Below are 15,125 nucleotides of genomic sequence, written 5' to 3'. Positions count from 1 at the left end.
AATCCACACCAGGCCAGAAGGCCCTCACCCATTTCAAGATCGATCAGCCGTGACCCCTGTCACCGTCCACAACCTCCCAGGACAGAACACCTAGAGGTCCAGGAGCTGCTGGCGGGGCCCGGTGTCCCGCTCTGTGGCACATCCGCCGAGCAGCGGGCGCGTCAGGAGGCGGGCCGCGAGCGGCCGCAGTGCCAGCCCCAGCGCCGCACCAGCGACGAAGCCCGGTATCGCCCACCACCAGTCGGTGGGGTCAGCCGCCGGCGCGGCTGCCCGGCCGGGCTGGTCCGCCGCCCCGCCGGTCTCCCAGGACGACCGCGGGGAGATGCCCGGCCCACCCCGCTCGGTGCTCTTCTTGCCCATCACCCCGAGCTGCTTCAGCAGGGCCGTCAGCTCGGCCGGCTTGGCCGCCTTGTGCCACAGGCCGTCGTGCGACTCCGGAATATTGGACGCCGTGTGGATCCAGACCGTGCCCCCGTCGTCCGACGGATAGACGCGGTCCACCCGCCAGGGAGTGATGTCGTGGAGCATCCACGTCACATTGATCTGACGTATTCCCGTCATCTCGTCCAGGGTCGGCGGCCGGTTCGTCTCGCCCGAGGAGCCGGAGCCCAGCAGCGCGGACAGCCGGTCGTACTCCGCATTCGAGTAGTAGAGCCCCGCCGTCTCCCCGCTCTCCGGGGAGGAGATCAGCACACTCGTCGGCCCCCCGGCCAGCGCACCCGGTGCGAGGAACAGGGCCGCGGCCAGACTCATGGCGAGCAGCGTCACCAGCGCGGCAAGTCGTCGTAGCAGTCGCATGCTTCCCCCTGCCGACGCCATGACCGGTCCGGACCGTCCGCACCGCGTCGGCGTCACTTCTGGTACACCGCCCGAGCCCTCCGGGTTCCCACTCCACGGCGACCAGTTTCCGGCGGCTTTCCGTCCGCTTTCCGTCTGCTTTCCGGCGGCTTTCCATCCGTTTGCCGACCGCTTCCGGACGCCGGTCACCGAGACCGGTCGGGGAGATCCCTGCTGGTCCTCACGGCGTGGACTCGGCGATCTCCCGGCCACGGGCGACGTCCGCCACGCCCTCCAGCCGCAGCGTCGTCCGCTCGTCGGCGGACATCCACAGCAGCGTCGGCCCCGCCGTCCGCCGCGCCTCGGTCCACTGCTGCCCGGTCCCGTCGGTCAGCGGGAACCGCAGCACGTGCGGTTCGGCGAACCACACCCCGAACCGCCCGCCGGACAGCCCCACCCCCTCCGGATGGACCCGGACCTGCTTGGTGAAGCCGAGGTCCAGACGTGCCGGGAACTCATCGAGCCGGACCGTCCCCGACGGCTCGTACCAGCAGAGGCTGATCGCCCTCCGGCCGCCGGGCACCACGCTCACCGACACCGCGTCCGGCTCGCCCAGTGCCGCCGGCACCCGTGCCGCGAAGCCGGCCCGCCGCGCGGCCTCGGCCGGGGCCACCGGGGCGCGGCACGGCGGCACCTTCGCGCCCGGCGAGGGTGTCGCCGACGGGTCGTAGCGCACCTCGATGCCGCCGAATCCGAACCAGTCCGCGACTGCGGCTCGCACCGGGGGAGTGAGCACCAGCACCACCAGCGCGCCCGACAGCGCGACGGTGAGCGCCCGCCGGTGGCGCCGAATCCACGAGATCCACGAGATCCGCGAGTTCCTCGGGAGCCACGAGTTCCTCGAGATCCAGGAGATCCACGAGACCGCTCGCCCACGGACAGGTACGGGCACGGGCACCGGCACCGAGTCCGCCACTATCCGGGCCAGCACACGCTCGGCCATCGACTCCCCGTCGACGTCCGGGACCGGCAGGCGCCGGCCCAGCTCCCGCAGCTCGTCCCCGAGCCCGTCCCGCAGCTCGCCCCGAATCCCGTCCGGCAGCTCCCGCTCATCCATGACCGTCACCCCCTCCGGGGCCGTCCGGCAGCAGCCGCTCCAGCTTCCGCAGCGCGCGGTTCAACCGGGATTTGACCGTGCCGCGCGGCCAGCCCAGCGCCTGAGCCGTCTCCGTCTCGTCCAGCTCCAGCAGATAGCGGTGGATCACGACCTGCCGCTGCTCCTCGCCCAGCGCGTCCAGCGCGGCGAGCAGCAGCCCGCGGCGCTCCTCCGCCACCGCCGCGGCCGCCGGGTCCGCCGTGTCCGGTATCAGCGGCTCGGCGGGGCCCAGCAGCATTGCCTCGCGCCCCGCGAGCTCCCGCATCCGCACCGCCGACCGCACTGTGTTCCTCGTCTCATTGACGACGATCCGCAGCAGCCACGGCCGGAACGCCGAACCCTCCCGGAACCGGCCCAGTGACTGATACGCCTTGAAAAAGGCGGACTGCACCACGTCCTCCGCGTCGGCTCCGGCACCGCAGGCCACAGCGGCGCGCAGCGCCACCTGCGTATACGCGCGCACCAGCTCCGCGTACGCCTCGGGCTCCCCGGAACGCACGCGCGCGATCACCGCTGCCTCGTCGACGACGGTCAGAGTGCGGCCCCCCTCCAGGGTCCCCTCCCGCATTCCCACACTCTTGATACACCGCACACCGGCGATCGGTTCCCGTCCGGTCGGCGGTACCTGAGAGAATGCTGGACATGGCCTCTGACAGTCCTCGTGTGCTCTCCGGAATCCAGCCCACCGCAGGTTCGTTCCACCTCGGCAACTACCTCGGAGCGGTCCGCCAGTGGGTCGCGCTCCAGGAGACCCACGACGCCTTTTACATGGTCGTGGACCTTCACGCGATCACCGTTCCGCAGGACCCGGCCGAGTTGCGGGCCAACACCCGGCTCGCCGCCGCCCAGCTGCTCGCCGCGGGCCTCGACCCCGAGCGCTGCACCCTGTTCGTCCAGAGCCATGTCCCCGAGCACGCCCAGCTCGGCTGGGTCATGAATTGTCTCACCGGCTTCGGCGAGGCGTCCCGGATGACCCAGTTCAAGGACAAGTCCGCCAAGCAGGGCGCGGACCGGGCCACCGTCGGCCTCTTCACGTACCCGATCCTCCAGGTCGCCGACATCCTGCTGTACCAGGCCGACCAGGTCCCGGTCGGCGAGGACCAGCGCCAGCACATCGAGCTCACCCGCGACCTCGCGGAGCGCTTCAACGGCCGCTTCGGCGAGACGTTCACGCTCCCAGCGCCGTACATCCTCAAGGAGACGGCGAAGATCTACGACCTGCAGGACCCGGGCATCAAGATGAGCAAGTCGGCGTCCACCCCCAAGGGCCTGATCAATCTGCTCGACGAGCCGAAGACGACCGCGAAGAAGGTCAAGAGCGCGGTCACCGACACGGACACGGTCATCCGCTTCGACCCGGCCCAGAAGCCCGGCGTCAGCAACCTGCTGACCATCTACTCCACCCTCACCGGTACGGGAATCGCGGATCTGGAGCAGAAGTACGAGGGCAAGGGCTACGGTGCGCTCAAGACCGACCTTGCCGAGGTGATGGTGGAGTTCGTCACTCCGTTCCGGGCCCGTACCCAGGAATACTTGGGCGACACGGAGACCCTGGACTCCATCCTGGCCAAGGGTGCGGAGAAGGCCCGCGCGGTCGCCGCCGAGACCCTCGCCCAGACCTACGACCGGATGGGCTTCCTGCCCGCCAAGCACTGAGGCCGACGAGTCCAAGGATCCTGGCGGGCACCGAGTCCGAGGACCCTGGCGGGACCACTGCCGCAGCCGTCACACTGGCGGCTGCGCAGAGCATCGAAAACACCAAAACGTCAAAACGTCAAAACGTCAAAAACATCGAAAACCCGGACACCCGATAGGAGAACGACGTGGGGACCGTAACGCTCGGCGTTTCGATCGCGGTCCCGGAGCCCTATGGCAGCCTGCTCCAGGAGCAGCGCGCGGGCTTCGGGGATCCCGCCGCGCACGGCATCCCCACGCATGTCACCCTCCTCCCGCCCACCGAGGCCGACGCGTCCGCCCTGCCGGCGGTCGAGGCGCACCTCGTGCGGGTCGCGGCGACGGTCCGGCCGTTCCCGATGCGGCTGTCCGGCACCGGCACCTTCCGCCCGCTGTCGCCGGTCGTCTTCGTCAAGGTCGTCGAGGGTGCTTCCGCCTGCACGCAGCTCCAGCAGCACGTGCGGGACGCGTCGGGGCCGCTCGTGCGGGAGCTGCAGTTCCCGTACCACCCGCATGTGACGGTCGCGCACGCCATTGCCGAGGAGGCGATGGACCGGGCGTACGAGGAGCTGGCCGGGTACGAGGCGCGGTGGACCTGCACGTCGTTCGCGCTGTACGAGCAGGGCGCGGACGGGGTGTGGCGCAAGCTCCAGGAATACGCGTTCGGGGGCAGCCAGAGCCTGCCCAACGTTCCGGCGCAGGGCGCCCCGGTGGACGAACCGGCCGCGACTCCCCGCTGACGCCGACGCCTCCCGCACCGGGAGGCGCCCGCTCGGCCCGGGAGGCGTCCGCTCGGCCCGGGAGGCGCCGTCGCCGCACCCGCAGGGGGCCCGTCACTCCAGAGGCGCCCTCTCACACCGGGAGGCGGCGGAACAGCGGCCGCGGCACGTGCCGCAACGCCGACATCACCACCCGCAGCGCCCCCGGCACCCACACCGTCTCCGAGCGCCGCCGCAGGCCGCGCTCGATCGCCTCGGCGACCGCCTCGGGCGTCGTGGCCAGCGGCGCCTCCGCCAGCCCTGCCGTCATCTTCGACCGTACGAACCCGGGCCTGACCACCATGACGTGCACGCCCGTGCCGTGCAGGGCATCGCCCAGGCCCTGGGCGAACGCGTCGAGGCCCGCCTTCGACGACCCGTAGATGAAGTTGGCGCGCCGGGCCCGCTCGCCCGCGACCGACGACAGCACGACGAGCGAGCCGTGGCCCTGGGCCTGCAGGGCGCCCGCGCAGACCAGCCCGGAGGAGACGGCTCCGGTGTAGTTGGTCTGGGCGACCCGGACCGCCGAGAGCGGCCGGGCCTCGTCGTGCGCCTGGTCGCCGAGGACGCCGAAGGCGAGCAGCACCATGTCGATGTCGCCCTCCGTGAAGATCTTGCCGAGGGTCTCCTCGTGCTCGGTGGGGTCGAGCGCGTCGAAGGAGACCGTACGTACGTCCGCGCCCAGTTCCCGGAGACTGTCGGCGGCCGCGTCCAGGGCGGGGGAGGGGCGGGCGGCCAGCCAGACCTTGCGGGTACGGCGGGCCACCAGCCGGCGCGCGGTGGCCAGGCCGATCTCCGACGTACCGCCGAGGACGAGCAGGGACTGGGGGGTGCCGAAGGCGTCCTTCACGGTGCGCGCTCCTTCATCTCAAAGGTCGTGGCCGGCCCGTCCCGGAGGTCGTGGCCGGCCCGGCGGTCACAGGCGACTGCGGGGTCACAACGGGGGTCACAACAGGGGTCACTGCGCGGGTCACAGCGAGAGTCGGCGGGACAGGTCCGACATGAACACTCCGCGCGGGTCCAGTTCGGCGCGCAGCGCCCGGAAGCGGTCGAGCCCGGGGTACATCGCGGCCAGCAGCTCGGGCCGCAGCCGCGCGTCCTTGGCCAGGTAGACCCGTCCGCCGGCCCCCGCCACGTCCTCGTCCAGCTGGTCCAGGAAGGCGCCGAGTCCCGGCAGCCGGGCCGGGATGTCCAGGGCCAGCGTCCAGCCGGCCATGGGGAACGACAGCCAGCCCGGGACGCCCTCGCCGAACCGCTTCAGCACGGCGAGAAACGCCGGGCAGCGGTGGCTCGCGATGCGCCGCACGATCCGGCGCAGCGCCTCCTCCTGGCCGTACCCGAGCACGAACTGGTACTGGACGAAGCCGCTGCGCCCGTAGATCCGGTTCCAGTGCGGGACCCCGTCGAGCGGATGGAAGAACGCGGAGATCCTCTGCAGCTCGCCCCTGCGTGCGCGAGGGGCCCTGCGGTACCAGAGCTCGTTGAAGAGGGCGACGGACGTGTGGCCGAGCAGCCTTTCCGGTACGAAGCGGGGGGCGGCGGGGAAGCGGCCCGGGCGGAACTCAAGAGGCCGGCGCAGCGCGCGCGGCGGGAGCGCGTCGAGGGGCGCGTGCTCCCCGCGGGTGAGCACCGAGCGGCCCGTCGCCGCGCCCCGTGCGAGGAGGTCGATCCACGCGACCGAGTAGCGGTAGCGGTGGTCGCCGGTGGTGAGCCGGGCCATCAAGTCGTCCAGGTCGGCGGCCCGTTCGGTGTCGACGGACATCAGTGACGTCTCGACGCGGTGGAGTTGCAGCGTGGCGGAGAGGATCACTCCGGTCAGGCCCATGCCGCCCGCCGTCGCGTCGAAGAGGTCGGTGCCGGGGATCACCGTACGCAGCTCGCCGTCGGCCGTGAGCAGCTCCAGGGAGAGGACATGGCGGGAGAACGAGCCCGAGACATGGTGGTTCTTGCCGTGGATGTCGGCGCCGATGGCGCCGCCGACCGTCACGTAGCGGGTCCCGGGCGTGACCGGCACGAACCAGCCGAGCGGCAGCAGCACCTCCATCAGCCGGTGCAGGCTGACTCCCGCGTCGCACACCACGACGCCCCGCTCGGCGTCGATGGTGCGGATCCGGTCGAGGCCGGTCATGTCGAGGACCGCGCCGCCCGCGTTCTGCGCCGCGTCCCCGTACGCCCGGCCGAGGCCGCGCGCGATGGTGCCGCGTGCCCCGCAGCCGCGTACCGCCGCCGCGGCCTCCTCGTACGTACGCGGGCGTACGAGCAGGGCGGTCGTGGGGGCGGTACGGCCCCAGCCGGTCACCGCGACCGGCAGGCCGTCGTCCCCGGCGGGCTGCTCGGGCACGAGGGACGAGGGCCCGCCCTCCACCGGGTACGAGGGCACGCCGGGCGCGCCCGGCGCTTGGACGGAGCCGGGGACGGCGGAGGAGTCGGCAGACATGCGTGCGACGCTATCGCCCTCTATGGGTGGTTCGCCCCTAATGCTCATGGACTCGCCGGAACGGGTGATTAAAGGAGTGTCATTAAAGATGGCCACAAATGTCGACCTTGTGTTGAGAAGAGTCACTCCTGATCCATGGAAAGGGGTGGCAGATGCGAAAGGCCGACAGGGCGGACCGCTCGGACAGGGCGCTCCGGTCCGGCTGGTCGGGCCGGTCTGGATGGTCGGCATGCTCAGGCGTCGATCGCCGACTGCTGGCCGCGATGCGGGACTGCGGAAGGGAACCGCGGGTTGCCGCGGCGGCCCGCGCGCTGTCGCACAGCGGAGAGCATGCCGCGGTGTGGATCGCCGCGGGCCTCCTCTGCGCGGCGGCCGACCCGGAGCGGCGCAGCGGCTGGCTGCGCGGCACCGCGCTGATCGGTGCGGCCCATATCGCGAGCATGGGCGTCAAACAGGTGGTTCGCCGGCCGCGCCCCGAACCGCCGTTGTACGAACCGCTCGTACGCACCGCGAGCCGGCACTCCTTCCCCAGCTCGCACGCCACCTCCGCGGCCGCCGCCGCCGTCGCCTTCGGAGCACTGAGCCCGGCCGGTCGCATGCTGGTGCCGCCGCTGGCCGCCGCGATGTGCGTGTCCCGGCTGGTCGTCGGGGTCCACTACCCGACCGACGTGGCCGCGGGCGCCCTCCTCGGGGGCCTCACGGCAGGGCTGGGCGCCGCGTGGCTGGGGGCCGGGCAGAACGCCGGCTCCGCGCTGCTCCGGGCCCCGGGCCGAGCCCCGGTCCGGCCCCCGTTCCCGAGCCGGGGCCGCGCGACGAGCAGCGCCGCCTCGGGCCTGCGCCTCGGTGCCGGGGGCACCCGTGTCTGAGCGCAGCACCGCACTGCTGGACCAGCCGGGGCGCCGGCCCGAGGGGCCCACGTCCGTCAGGATCAGGCCGTTGAGTCTGCCCGTCGGGCTGATCAGAACGGTACGGCCACGCCAGTGGATCAAGAACGTGCTGGTCGCGGCGGCCCCGGCGGCGGCCGGAGAGCTGTTCTCCCGGCACACGGCCTTCCAACTGGCAGTCGTCTTCACCCTGTTCACGGCAGCCGCCTCCGCCGTGTACCTGATCAACGACGCTCTCGACGCCGAGGCCGACCGGGCCCATCCGGTGAAGTGCACGCGCCCGGTGGCCGCCGGGCAGGTGCCCGTACCGGTCGCCTACGCGGTCGGGGCGGTTCTCGGGGCCGCCGCGATCGCCGCCGCGGTGGTCCTCTGCAACGCGATGACCGCCGCGCTGTTGACCGGGTACGTCGTGATGCAGCTCGCCTACTGCGTCCGCCTCAAGCATGTCCTCGTCGTCGATCTGGCGATCGTCACCACCGGATTCCTGATGCGCGCGATGATCGGAGGTGTGGCACTGTCCATCCCGCTGTCCCGCTGGTTCCTGATCACCACCGGCTTCGGCGCGCTCTTCATGGTGGCCGCCAAGCGGTACTCGGAAGCCGTGGAGATGGCGGGCTCGGACGGCGCGACCCGGGCACTGCTCACCTCGTACACCACCGGATATCTCCGCTTCGTCTGGCAGTTGGCGGCCGGGGTCGCGGTCCTCGGCTACTGCCTGTGGGCGCTGGAGAGCGGCGGCACCGCCAACGGCTCGCTGCTGCCCTGGCGTCAGCTCTCGATGGTCGCGTTCATCCTCGCGGTGATGCGGTACGCGGTGTTCGCCGATCGTGGCGCCGCCGGAGCCCCCGAGGACGTGGTCCTCCGCGACCGCCCGCTCGCCGTCATCGGACTCGTCTGGCTCGGGATCTACGCCATGGCGGTCGCGGACCTGTGAGCGGACCCATGAGCGGACCCGTGAGCGGGCCGGTGACCGGCCGGTGACCGGGCCCATGAGCGGACAGGTGCGCGGGCCTCTGGTCGCGCGGGCGACGGAACTGCTGTCGTTCGCCCTGGTCGGACTCTGTGCGTACGCCGCCGACCTCGCCCTCTTCCTCGCGCTGCGCGGCCCGGCCGGCTGGGAACCACTCCCCGCGAAAGCACTCTCCTTCGTCGCCGGGTGCACCGTCGCCTATCTCGGCAACGCCCTGGGGACGTACGGCGGACGACACGTCGGACGGTACGGCGGAGGACACGCCGGACGGTACGGCGGAGGACACGCCGGACGGTACGGCGGAGGACACGCCGGACGGTACGGCGGAGGACACGCCGCACGCCGCGTCGCTTGGCGGGAGTACGCCGTCTTCTTCGGCGTCAACGCGGCCGGCGCCCTCGTGCAGCTGCTCTGCCTCGCCGCCTCCCACTACGGACTCGGCTTCACCTCGCCCCGCGCGGACACCGTCTCCGGGCTCGGTGTCGGTATGGCCCTCGCCACCTGCCTGCGCTTCTGGGGGACGAGAACCCTGGTGTTCGGATCAGGCCCTCCGCGGGAGGGCAGGCGTACGCCATGGACTGGCTGACCCGACTCCCCGTCATCGGCCCGCTCGTGCAGCGGCTGATGCGGACCCACGCCTGGCGCTCGTACGAAACGCTCGAGGAGGCGCGCTGGACCCGGCTCGCGGCCGCGATCACCTTCATCAGCTTTCTCGCGCTCTTCCCGCTGATCACGGTCGCCGCGGCGATCGGTGCCGCGCTGCTCAGCAAGGACCGGCTCAAGGAGATCGAGGACAAGCTCGCCGAACAGGTGCCCGGCATCTCGGAACAGCTCAACCTCGGCGCACTCGTGGACAACGCGGGCACGGTCGGCCTGATCGCCGGTGCGCTGCTGCTGCTCACCGGGATCGGCTGGATCGGCTCGATGCGGGAGTGCCTGCGCGTCGTCTGGGGCCTCGACGACCAGGACGAGGGCAACCTGTTCGTACGCAAGGGCAAGGACGCGGTCGTCCTGCTCGGGCTGGGTGCGGTCGGCCTGGCTTCGTTCGCCGCCTCGGCCCTCGGCTCGAGCGCCGTCGGCTGGAGCGCGGACCGGCTCGGCATCGACCGCGACGGGGCGGGCGGCGTCCTGCTCCAGATCGCCGCCCTCGCCGTCGCGGCCCTCGCCGACTTCCTGATGCTTCTGTACGTCCTGACGCTGCTGCCCGGCGTGCAGCCGCCGCGCGGCCGGCTGATCGTCGCGGCGGTGCTCGGAGCAGTCGGCTTCGAGCTGCTGAAGCTGCTGCTCAGCGGCTATATCTCGGGAGTTGCGGCGAACTCGATGTACGGCGCGTTCGGCGTACCGGTCGCGCTGCTGCTGTGGATCAACTTCACCGCGAAGCTGCTCCTGTACTGCGCGGCGTGGACGGCGACGGGCCGGAGCCCCACCCCCGACGAGGCCGCTGGGGGCGGGGAGGACGCCCCGACCCGCCCTAGTGCCTCTCCCGGCAAGCTTTGCCCTTTCGCGCCGCCCGGCACGCACCCTCGCTGCGTTGGCCAAAAGCCCTGATAGCTCCGCTACAAGGACTTCCGGCCGCCTTGCGATGGCACGCACCGGACGACGCTCCTCGACGGGCAAACATTGCCGGTCGCGGCACTAGCGGCGCGGAAGGCGACGGACCAGATCCGGCAGCGGCCAGCGCCGGTTGACCAGGAACGCAGCCCCGGCGAGCAGCACGAGCACGCCGCCGGTCACGGCGAGCGCGACACCGACGCCGCTCGAACCACGGTCCGCCGTGGCGGAGGCCTTGGCCGGTCCCGGCCGGTTCTTCTTCCCGTCCTCGCCGGTCGACCCCGGCGAGGAGTCGCTGGGCGGGCCCGAACGCGCGGACTTCGGCGGGACCAGCTCGCCGACCGGTTCCACCTTCCCGGCCGCCGCGAAACCCCAGTCGAAGAGGCGTGCGGTTTCCTTGTAGACCGCCTGGGGCTCTTCCGAGGACGGGTTCATGACGGTGACGAGCAGCACCTTGCCGTCCCGCTCCGCGACACCGGTGAAGGTGGCGCCCGCGTGCGTGGTGTTGCCGTTCTTGACGCCCGCGATGCCCTGGTACGGGGTGATGCCCGACTCGCCGGTGAGGAGCCGGTTGGTGTTCTGGATCTCGAAGGTCTCGCGCTTCTTGCCCGGCTTCTTCTCGCCGGGGAATTTGGCGCGGACGGTCGAGCAGTACTCCCGGAAGTCCTCCTTCTGCAGCCCGCTGCGGGCGAACAGCGTCAGGTCGTAGGCGCTCGACACCTGGCCCGACTCGTCGTAACCGTCCGGCGTGACGACATGCGTGTCGAGGGCCTGCAGCTCGTCCGCGTGCTCCTGCATGTCCTCGACGGTCTTCTCGACACCGCCGTTCATCTCCGCCAGCACATGGACGGCGTCGTTCCCCGAACGGAGGAACACCCCGAGCCACAGATCGTGGACGGAGTACGTGTGGTGCTCCTTGACCCCGACGAGGCTGCTGCCCTCACCGACACCGGCCAGGTCGCGGTTCGAGACCTTGTGCTCCCCGTCCTTGGGCAGCTTGGGCAGCACGGTGTCCGCGAAGAGCATCTTCAGAGTGGAGGCGGGAGGCAGCTGCCAGTGCGCGTTGTGCGCGGCGAGCACCTCACCGCTCTCCGCGTCCGCGACGATCCAGGACCGGCCCGTCACGTCCTTCGGAAGGACGGGCGCGCCGGGCGCGAGATTGACCTGGGTGCCCGGCTTGCCGAGCTGAGTGCCGCCGACCGTGGACATGACCGCCGGTGGCTTCGGGGCCTTGTCGTCCTGCTTGTCGGCCTTGGCGGCCGCGGTCGCGGGCACGGCGGTGAGTGCGGGCAACAACGTGGCGGCGGCGACCGTCAATGCGGTCTTCTTCAAAGCAGACACGGACGAGAACGTACATGGAGTTGACGCGGATGCTGACACCGGCGGGGTGACCCGCCGCGAGTACCGCCGGGACAGCCCATCGCGGGACCCGGCCCGCCCCTGGGGCGCGGCTGCCGGACCCCGCCACACCTGCGCGCAGGACGACGGTGATACTGAGTCCATGAAGCTCAGCCGCCCCGTGTCCTGGTTCCTGCTCGCGTTCGGGGTGTGGAGCTGGTTCATCTGGATCTCTTTCGTCAAGAACCTGTGGAAGGACAGCAGCGGGCTCGCTTTCGACGACGCGGGGGAACCCACGGCGTACTTCTGGGTCCATCTGCTGCTCGCCATCACGTCCTTTCTCCTGGGGACGGTGGTCGGAGTGATCGGGTTGCGTGGCGTACGCGCATTGCGGCGCGAACGCGACGCGGACGCGGACGCGGACAAGCGATAGGCGATAGGCGATAGGCGACAAGCGTGAGGGGAACGGCTGCCGTGCTGCTCGTCCTGCTGGTGATGGTCGCGGTGCTCGCCCTGCTGGGCGGCGTCCACTGGTACGTCTGGCGGCGTCTCGTCCGCGACACGACGGCGAGCGGCGGCGCCGCCCGCCGCGCGGGCACGGTGGCGGTGATCGTGCTGCCCCTGCTCTCCGTCGGCGCCCTCACCTCCGGCCGCGCCGGCGCCCCCTTCTGGCTCCAGCAGACCCTGGCCTGGCCGGGCTACCTCTGGCTCGCCACGCTCCTCTACCTGACGCTCGCCCTCCTTGTGGGCGAGGTGGCCCGCCCCCTCCTGCGCCGCGCCCTCAGCCGCCGGGCTGACGCCCGCTCAGCGCAGGGTGGGACAGCGGGTTCGCCGGGCGCCGTCACGGCAGGTGCCGCCGGGAACACCGGCGTGGTGAGCGCGCCGCGCGGTGGAGCCGCGGCGGTCGACGGCGGCGTGGTGGCCGACGGCGGCGCGGACGCGGATGCCTCGCGTGGTGCTGTCGGCACGGCCGTTGCCGACACGGCCGTGGCCGATGTCACGGACGCCGGGCCCGACGCGGCTGCGGAGGCCGGCCCCGACGGCCGGCCCGACGTGGAGCCCGCGCAGGCCGCGGACCGCGCTGCCGCGGGGCGCGACATGTCTCGGCGGCTGTTCGTCGCGCGGGTCGTCGGTGGCGCCGCGGCCGCGGCGGCGGTGGGCACCGTCGGGTACGGGACGTACGGAGTGCTGCGCGGGCCGAGTGTGAAGCGGGTCACCGTTCCGCTCGCGAAGCTGGCGCGCGGGGCGCACGGCTACCGGATCGCCGTCGTGAGCGACATCCATATCGGCCCTGTCCTCGGCCGTGCGCACACCCAGCGGATCGTGGACGCCGTCAACGCCACCCAGCCCGACCTCGTCGCCGTCGTCGGCGACCTCGTCGACGGCAGCGTCGCCGACCTCGGCCGGGCCGCCGAGCCGCTCGCCCAGCTGCGGGCACGGCACGGGTCCTTCTTCGTCACCGGGAACCACGAGTACTTCTCGGGCGCCGACGCCTGGGTCGACCACGTACGCGAACTCGGCCTCACTCCCCTCCGCAACGACCGCGTCGAGATCGCCGGGTTCGACCTCGCCGGGGTCGACGACGTCGCCGGCGAGAGCGAGGGCCAGGGGCCCGACTTCGTCCGGGCGCTCGGCGACCGCGACCGCACCCGCGCCGCGGTGCTGCTCGCCCATCAGCCGGTCGTCATCCACGACGCCGTACGCCACGGCGTGGACCTCCAGTTGTCCGGACACACCCACGGCGGCCAGCTCTGGCCCGGCAACTACCTGGCCGAACTGGCCAATCCGACCGTCGCCGGGCTGGAACAGTACGGCGACACGCAGCTCTACGTGTCGCGCGGCGCCGGTGCCTGGGGCCCGCCCGTACGCGTCGGCGCGCCCTCCGACATCACCGTCGTCGAACTCGCCTCCCGTCACGCCTGAGTTCCCTGTGACGTAAGGGAATTCCCCTCCGTCCGTTAACCCAGTGTGATTGGCTGAGCACCATCACGATCAGGGGTGGGCGTGAAGGGAACACGGGCGATGCCTTCGATCCGGCTGCGGATTCTCGTGACGTGCCTGGTACTGCTGGCTGCCGGTTTAGGCGCCTGGAAACTGCTCCCGTCCGACGACTTACGCGAGACCGTCACCGTCGGCACGACGGACGCCGTCACGTCACTCGACCCGGCGGGTGCGTACGACGCCGGCTCCTGGGCGCTGTACAGCAACCTCTTCCAGTCCCTGCTGACCTTCCCACCCGGCTCGGCCACTCCGGTCCCGGACGCCGCCGAGAGCTGCGCCTTCACCGGGCTGAACCTCCAGACCTACCGCTGCGAGCTCCGCTCCGACCTCACCTTCGCCAGCGGCCGCAAGATCACCGCCGAGGACGTCAAGTACTCCTTCGACCGGATGCTGCGGATCAAGGCGGACGTCGGCCCGCAGCCGCTCTTCGCGACGCTCAAGTCCGTCACGGCCGCAGGCCGGACCGTCATCTTCAATCTCGGCTCCCGGGACGCGACCTTCCCGCAGAAGGTCGCGACGGGCGCCGGTTCGATCGTCGACCGCTCCGCGTACCCGGCGGACTCGCTCCGCAAGGGCAGCGCAGTCGACGGCTCCGGTCCGTACGTCCTCACGGACTACCGTCCCGGCGTCAGCGCCACCCTGGAGCCCAACCCCGCCTACAAGGGTGCCGTCACCAAGCGGGGCGGCCCCGTCGTCATCCGCTACTTCGAGGCGTCCGAGCAGCTCGCGACGGCCTGGAAGGACAAGAGCGTCGACGTCACGCACCGTCAGCTGCCGCCCTCCGTGATCGCGGGCCTCGGCAGCAGCGAGGAAGAGGTACGCATCGACGAGGCCGACAGCTCCGAGATCCGCAACCTCGTCTTCAACGTCCACGAGGGAGCTCCGTTCGCGAAGCAGCCGGTGCGGCAGGCGGTCGCCGCGGTCATCGACCGCTCCGCGCTGGCGACGTCGGTCTACCAGGCCACCGTCGAGCCGCTCTACTCCCTGATCCCGCAGGGCATCAGCGGGCACAGCACCTCGTACTTCGACGTGAACCCGAAACCCGACCCGAAGGGCGCCGAGGAACTGCTGGAGGAGGCCGGTGTCCAGATCCCGGTGCGCTTCACCCTCGCCCACAGGGAGGGCAGCGCCGCGGCGAACGAGGCGGCCGAGCTGCGCCGGCAGTTGGAGCGCACCGGCCTGTTCAAGGTGAAGGTGACCGACGCGGAATGGCAGACCTTCCAGAAGGGGTACGCGGCAGGGGACTACGACGCGTACACCCTCAACTGGCTGCCGGACTTCCCGGATCCCGACAACTTCGTCCAGCCGCTCGTCGGTCGCGACTCCAGTCTGCACACGGGCTACCGGAGCACCCGTGTCGACCGGCTGATCCAGTCCACACAGCAGTACAGCGACCGGGCCCGCGCCGCGAGCGACTTCAGGTCGATCCAGAAGGCGGTGGCCGAAGACGCTCCGCTCGTACCGCTGTGGCAGCAGAAGGACTACGTGCTGAGCACCGAGGACATCACGGGCTCGCAGTATCTGTCCGATGGCACCGGCATCTGGCGGCTGTGGGAGCTGGGCCGGCTCTGAGAGCGGT

At 71.5% G+C, this 15,125-nt stretch carries 15 protein-coding genes; 9 read left to right on the top strand and 6 right to left on the bottom strand.

Annotated features, from left to right (window positions below):
• Positions 1–90: 90 nt before the first annotated feature.
• The 3 genes from ACZ6ZQ_RS37055 to ACZ6ZQ_RS37045 form a co-directional block, all read right to left on the bottom strand.
• Positions 91–798, bottom strand: a complete 708-nt coding sequence (locus ACZ6ZQ_RS37055; protein WP_469772932.1) for a hypothetical protein — start codon at positions 796–798, stop codon at positions 91–93.
• Between the two features lie 220 nt (positions 799–1,018).
• The gene (locus tag ACZ6ZQ_RS37050) at positions 1,019–1,894 is read right to left on the bottom strand and encodes a hypothetical protein (RefSeq protein WP_469772931.1); all 876 of its coding nucleotides are present in this window, start codon (positions 1,892–1,894) and stop codon (positions 1,019–1,021) included.
• Complete coding sequence (locus tag ACZ6ZQ_RS37045; RefSeq protein ID WP_469772930.1) at positions 1,887–2,501, bottom strand: RNA polymerase sigma factor; 615 nt, start codon at positions 2,499–2,501, stop codon at positions 1,887–1,889. The genes ACZ6ZQ_RS37050 and ACZ6ZQ_RS37045 overlap by 8 nt, the downstream gene beginning before the upstream one ends.
• 74 nt (positions 2,502–2,575) lie before the next feature.
• On the opposite strand from ACZ6ZQ_RS37045, the gene trpS reads away from it, so the two are divergent.
• On the top strand, positions 2,576–3,589 hold the full coding sequence (trpS, locus tag ACZ6ZQ_RS37040; RefSeq protein ID WP_469772929.1) for a tryptophan--tRNA ligase: 1,014 nt from the start codon (positions 2,576–2,578) through the stop codon (positions 3,587–3,589).
• Positions 3,590–3,756: 167 nt separating this feature from the next.
• Positions 3,757–4,347 (top strand): 2'-5' RNA ligase family protein, encoded by a 591-nt coding sequence (locus ACZ6ZQ_RS37035; RefSeq protein ID WP_469772928.1) that lies wholly within the window; start codon positions 3,757–3,759, stop codon positions 4,345–4,347.
• Between the two features lie 112 nt (positions 4,348–4,459).
• Here the strand turns inward: ACZ6ZQ_RS37035 and ACZ6ZQ_RS37030 are convergent, their stop codons facing one another.
• On the bottom strand, positions 4,460–5,215 hold the full coding sequence (locus ACZ6ZQ_RS37030) for a decaprenylphospho-beta-D-erythro-pentofuranosid-2-ulose 2-reductase (protein ID WP_469772927.1): 756 nt from the start codon (positions 5,213–5,215) through the stop codon (positions 4,460–4,462).
• A 120-nt stretch (positions 5,216–5,335) separates the two neighbouring features.
• On the bottom strand, positions 5,336–6,802 hold the full coding sequence (locus tag ACZ6ZQ_RS37025; RefSeq protein ID WP_469772926.1) for an FAD-binding oxidoreductase: 1,467 nt from the start codon (positions 6,800–6,802) through the stop codon (positions 5,336–5,338).
• Positions 6,803–7,140: 338 nt separating this feature from the next.
• Between ACZ6ZQ_RS37025 and ACZ6ZQ_RS37020 the strand changes: the two genes are divergently transcribed.
• The 4 genes from ACZ6ZQ_RS37020 to ACZ6ZQ_RS37005 are packed head-to-tail and all read left to right on the top strand — an operon-like array spanning position 7,141 to position 10,204.
• Positions 7,141–7,668, top strand: a complete 528-nt coding sequence (locus tag ACZ6ZQ_RS37020; RefSeq protein WP_469772925.1) for a phosphatase PAP2 family protein — start codon at positions 7,141–7,143, stop codon at positions 7,666–7,668.
• Entirely contained in the window at positions 7,661–8,620 is a 960-nt protein-coding gene (locus ACZ6ZQ_RS37015; protein WP_469772924.1) for a decaprenyl-phosphate phosphoribosyltransferase, read from the top strand. The genes ACZ6ZQ_RS37020 and ACZ6ZQ_RS37015 overlap by 8 nt, the downstream gene beginning before the upstream one ends.
• Before the next feature lie 55 nt (positions 8,621–8,675).
• A complete protein-coding gene (locus ACZ6ZQ_RS37010; RefSeq protein ID WP_469772923.1) occupies positions 8,676–9,242 on the top strand; it encodes a GtrA family protein in 567 nt (188 codons plus the stop codon).
• Entirely contained in the window at positions 9,230–10,204 is a 975-nt protein-coding gene (locus ACZ6ZQ_RS37005) for a YihY/virulence factor BrkB family protein (RefSeq protein ID WP_469772922.1), read from the top strand. The genes ACZ6ZQ_RS37010 and ACZ6ZQ_RS37005 overlap by 13 nt, the downstream gene beginning before the upstream one ends.
• Before the next feature lie 87 nt (positions 10,205–10,291).
• On the opposite strand, the gene ACZ6ZQ_RS37000 is transcribed toward ACZ6ZQ_RS37005, so the two are convergent.
• Positions 10,292–11,548, bottom strand: a complete 1,257-nt coding sequence (locus ACZ6ZQ_RS37000) for a D-alanyl-D-alanine carboxypeptidase family protein (protein WP_469772921.1) — start codon at positions 11,546–11,548, stop codon at positions 10,292–10,294.
• A gap of 160 nt (positions 11,549–11,708) precedes the next feature.
• Between ACZ6ZQ_RS37000 and ACZ6ZQ_RS36995 the strand changes: the two genes are divergently transcribed.
• The 3 genes from ACZ6ZQ_RS36995 (at position 11,709) to ACZ6ZQ_RS36985 (ending at position 15,118) form a co-directional block, all read left to right on the top strand.
• On the top strand, positions 11,709–11,978 hold the full coding sequence (locus ACZ6ZQ_RS36995; protein ID WP_469772920.1) for an SCO4848 family membrane protein: 270 nt from the start codon (positions 11,709–11,711) through the stop codon (positions 11,976–11,978).
• A 62-nt stretch (positions 11,979–12,040) separates the two neighbouring features.
• The gene (locus tag ACZ6ZQ_RS36990; protein ID WP_469772935.1) at positions 12,041–13,468 is read left to right on the top strand and encodes a metallophosphoesterase; all 1,428 of its coding nucleotides are present in this window, start codon (positions 12,041–12,043) and stop codon (positions 13,466–13,468) included.
• Between the two features lie 99 nt (positions 13,469–13,567).
• On the top strand, positions 13,568–15,118 hold the full coding sequence (locus tag ACZ6ZQ_RS36985) for an ABC transporter substrate-binding protein (RefSeq protein WP_469772919.1): 1,551 nt from the start codon (positions 13,568–13,570) through the stop codon (positions 15,116–15,118).
• The last annotated feature ends 7 nt before the right edge of the window (positions 15,119–15,125 follow it).

This window comes from Streptomyces sp. NPDC053673 (assembly GCF_055585225.1).
Note: the sequence above shows the minus strand (reverse complement) of the source record. Positions and strands in the feature narration are given on the sequence as shown.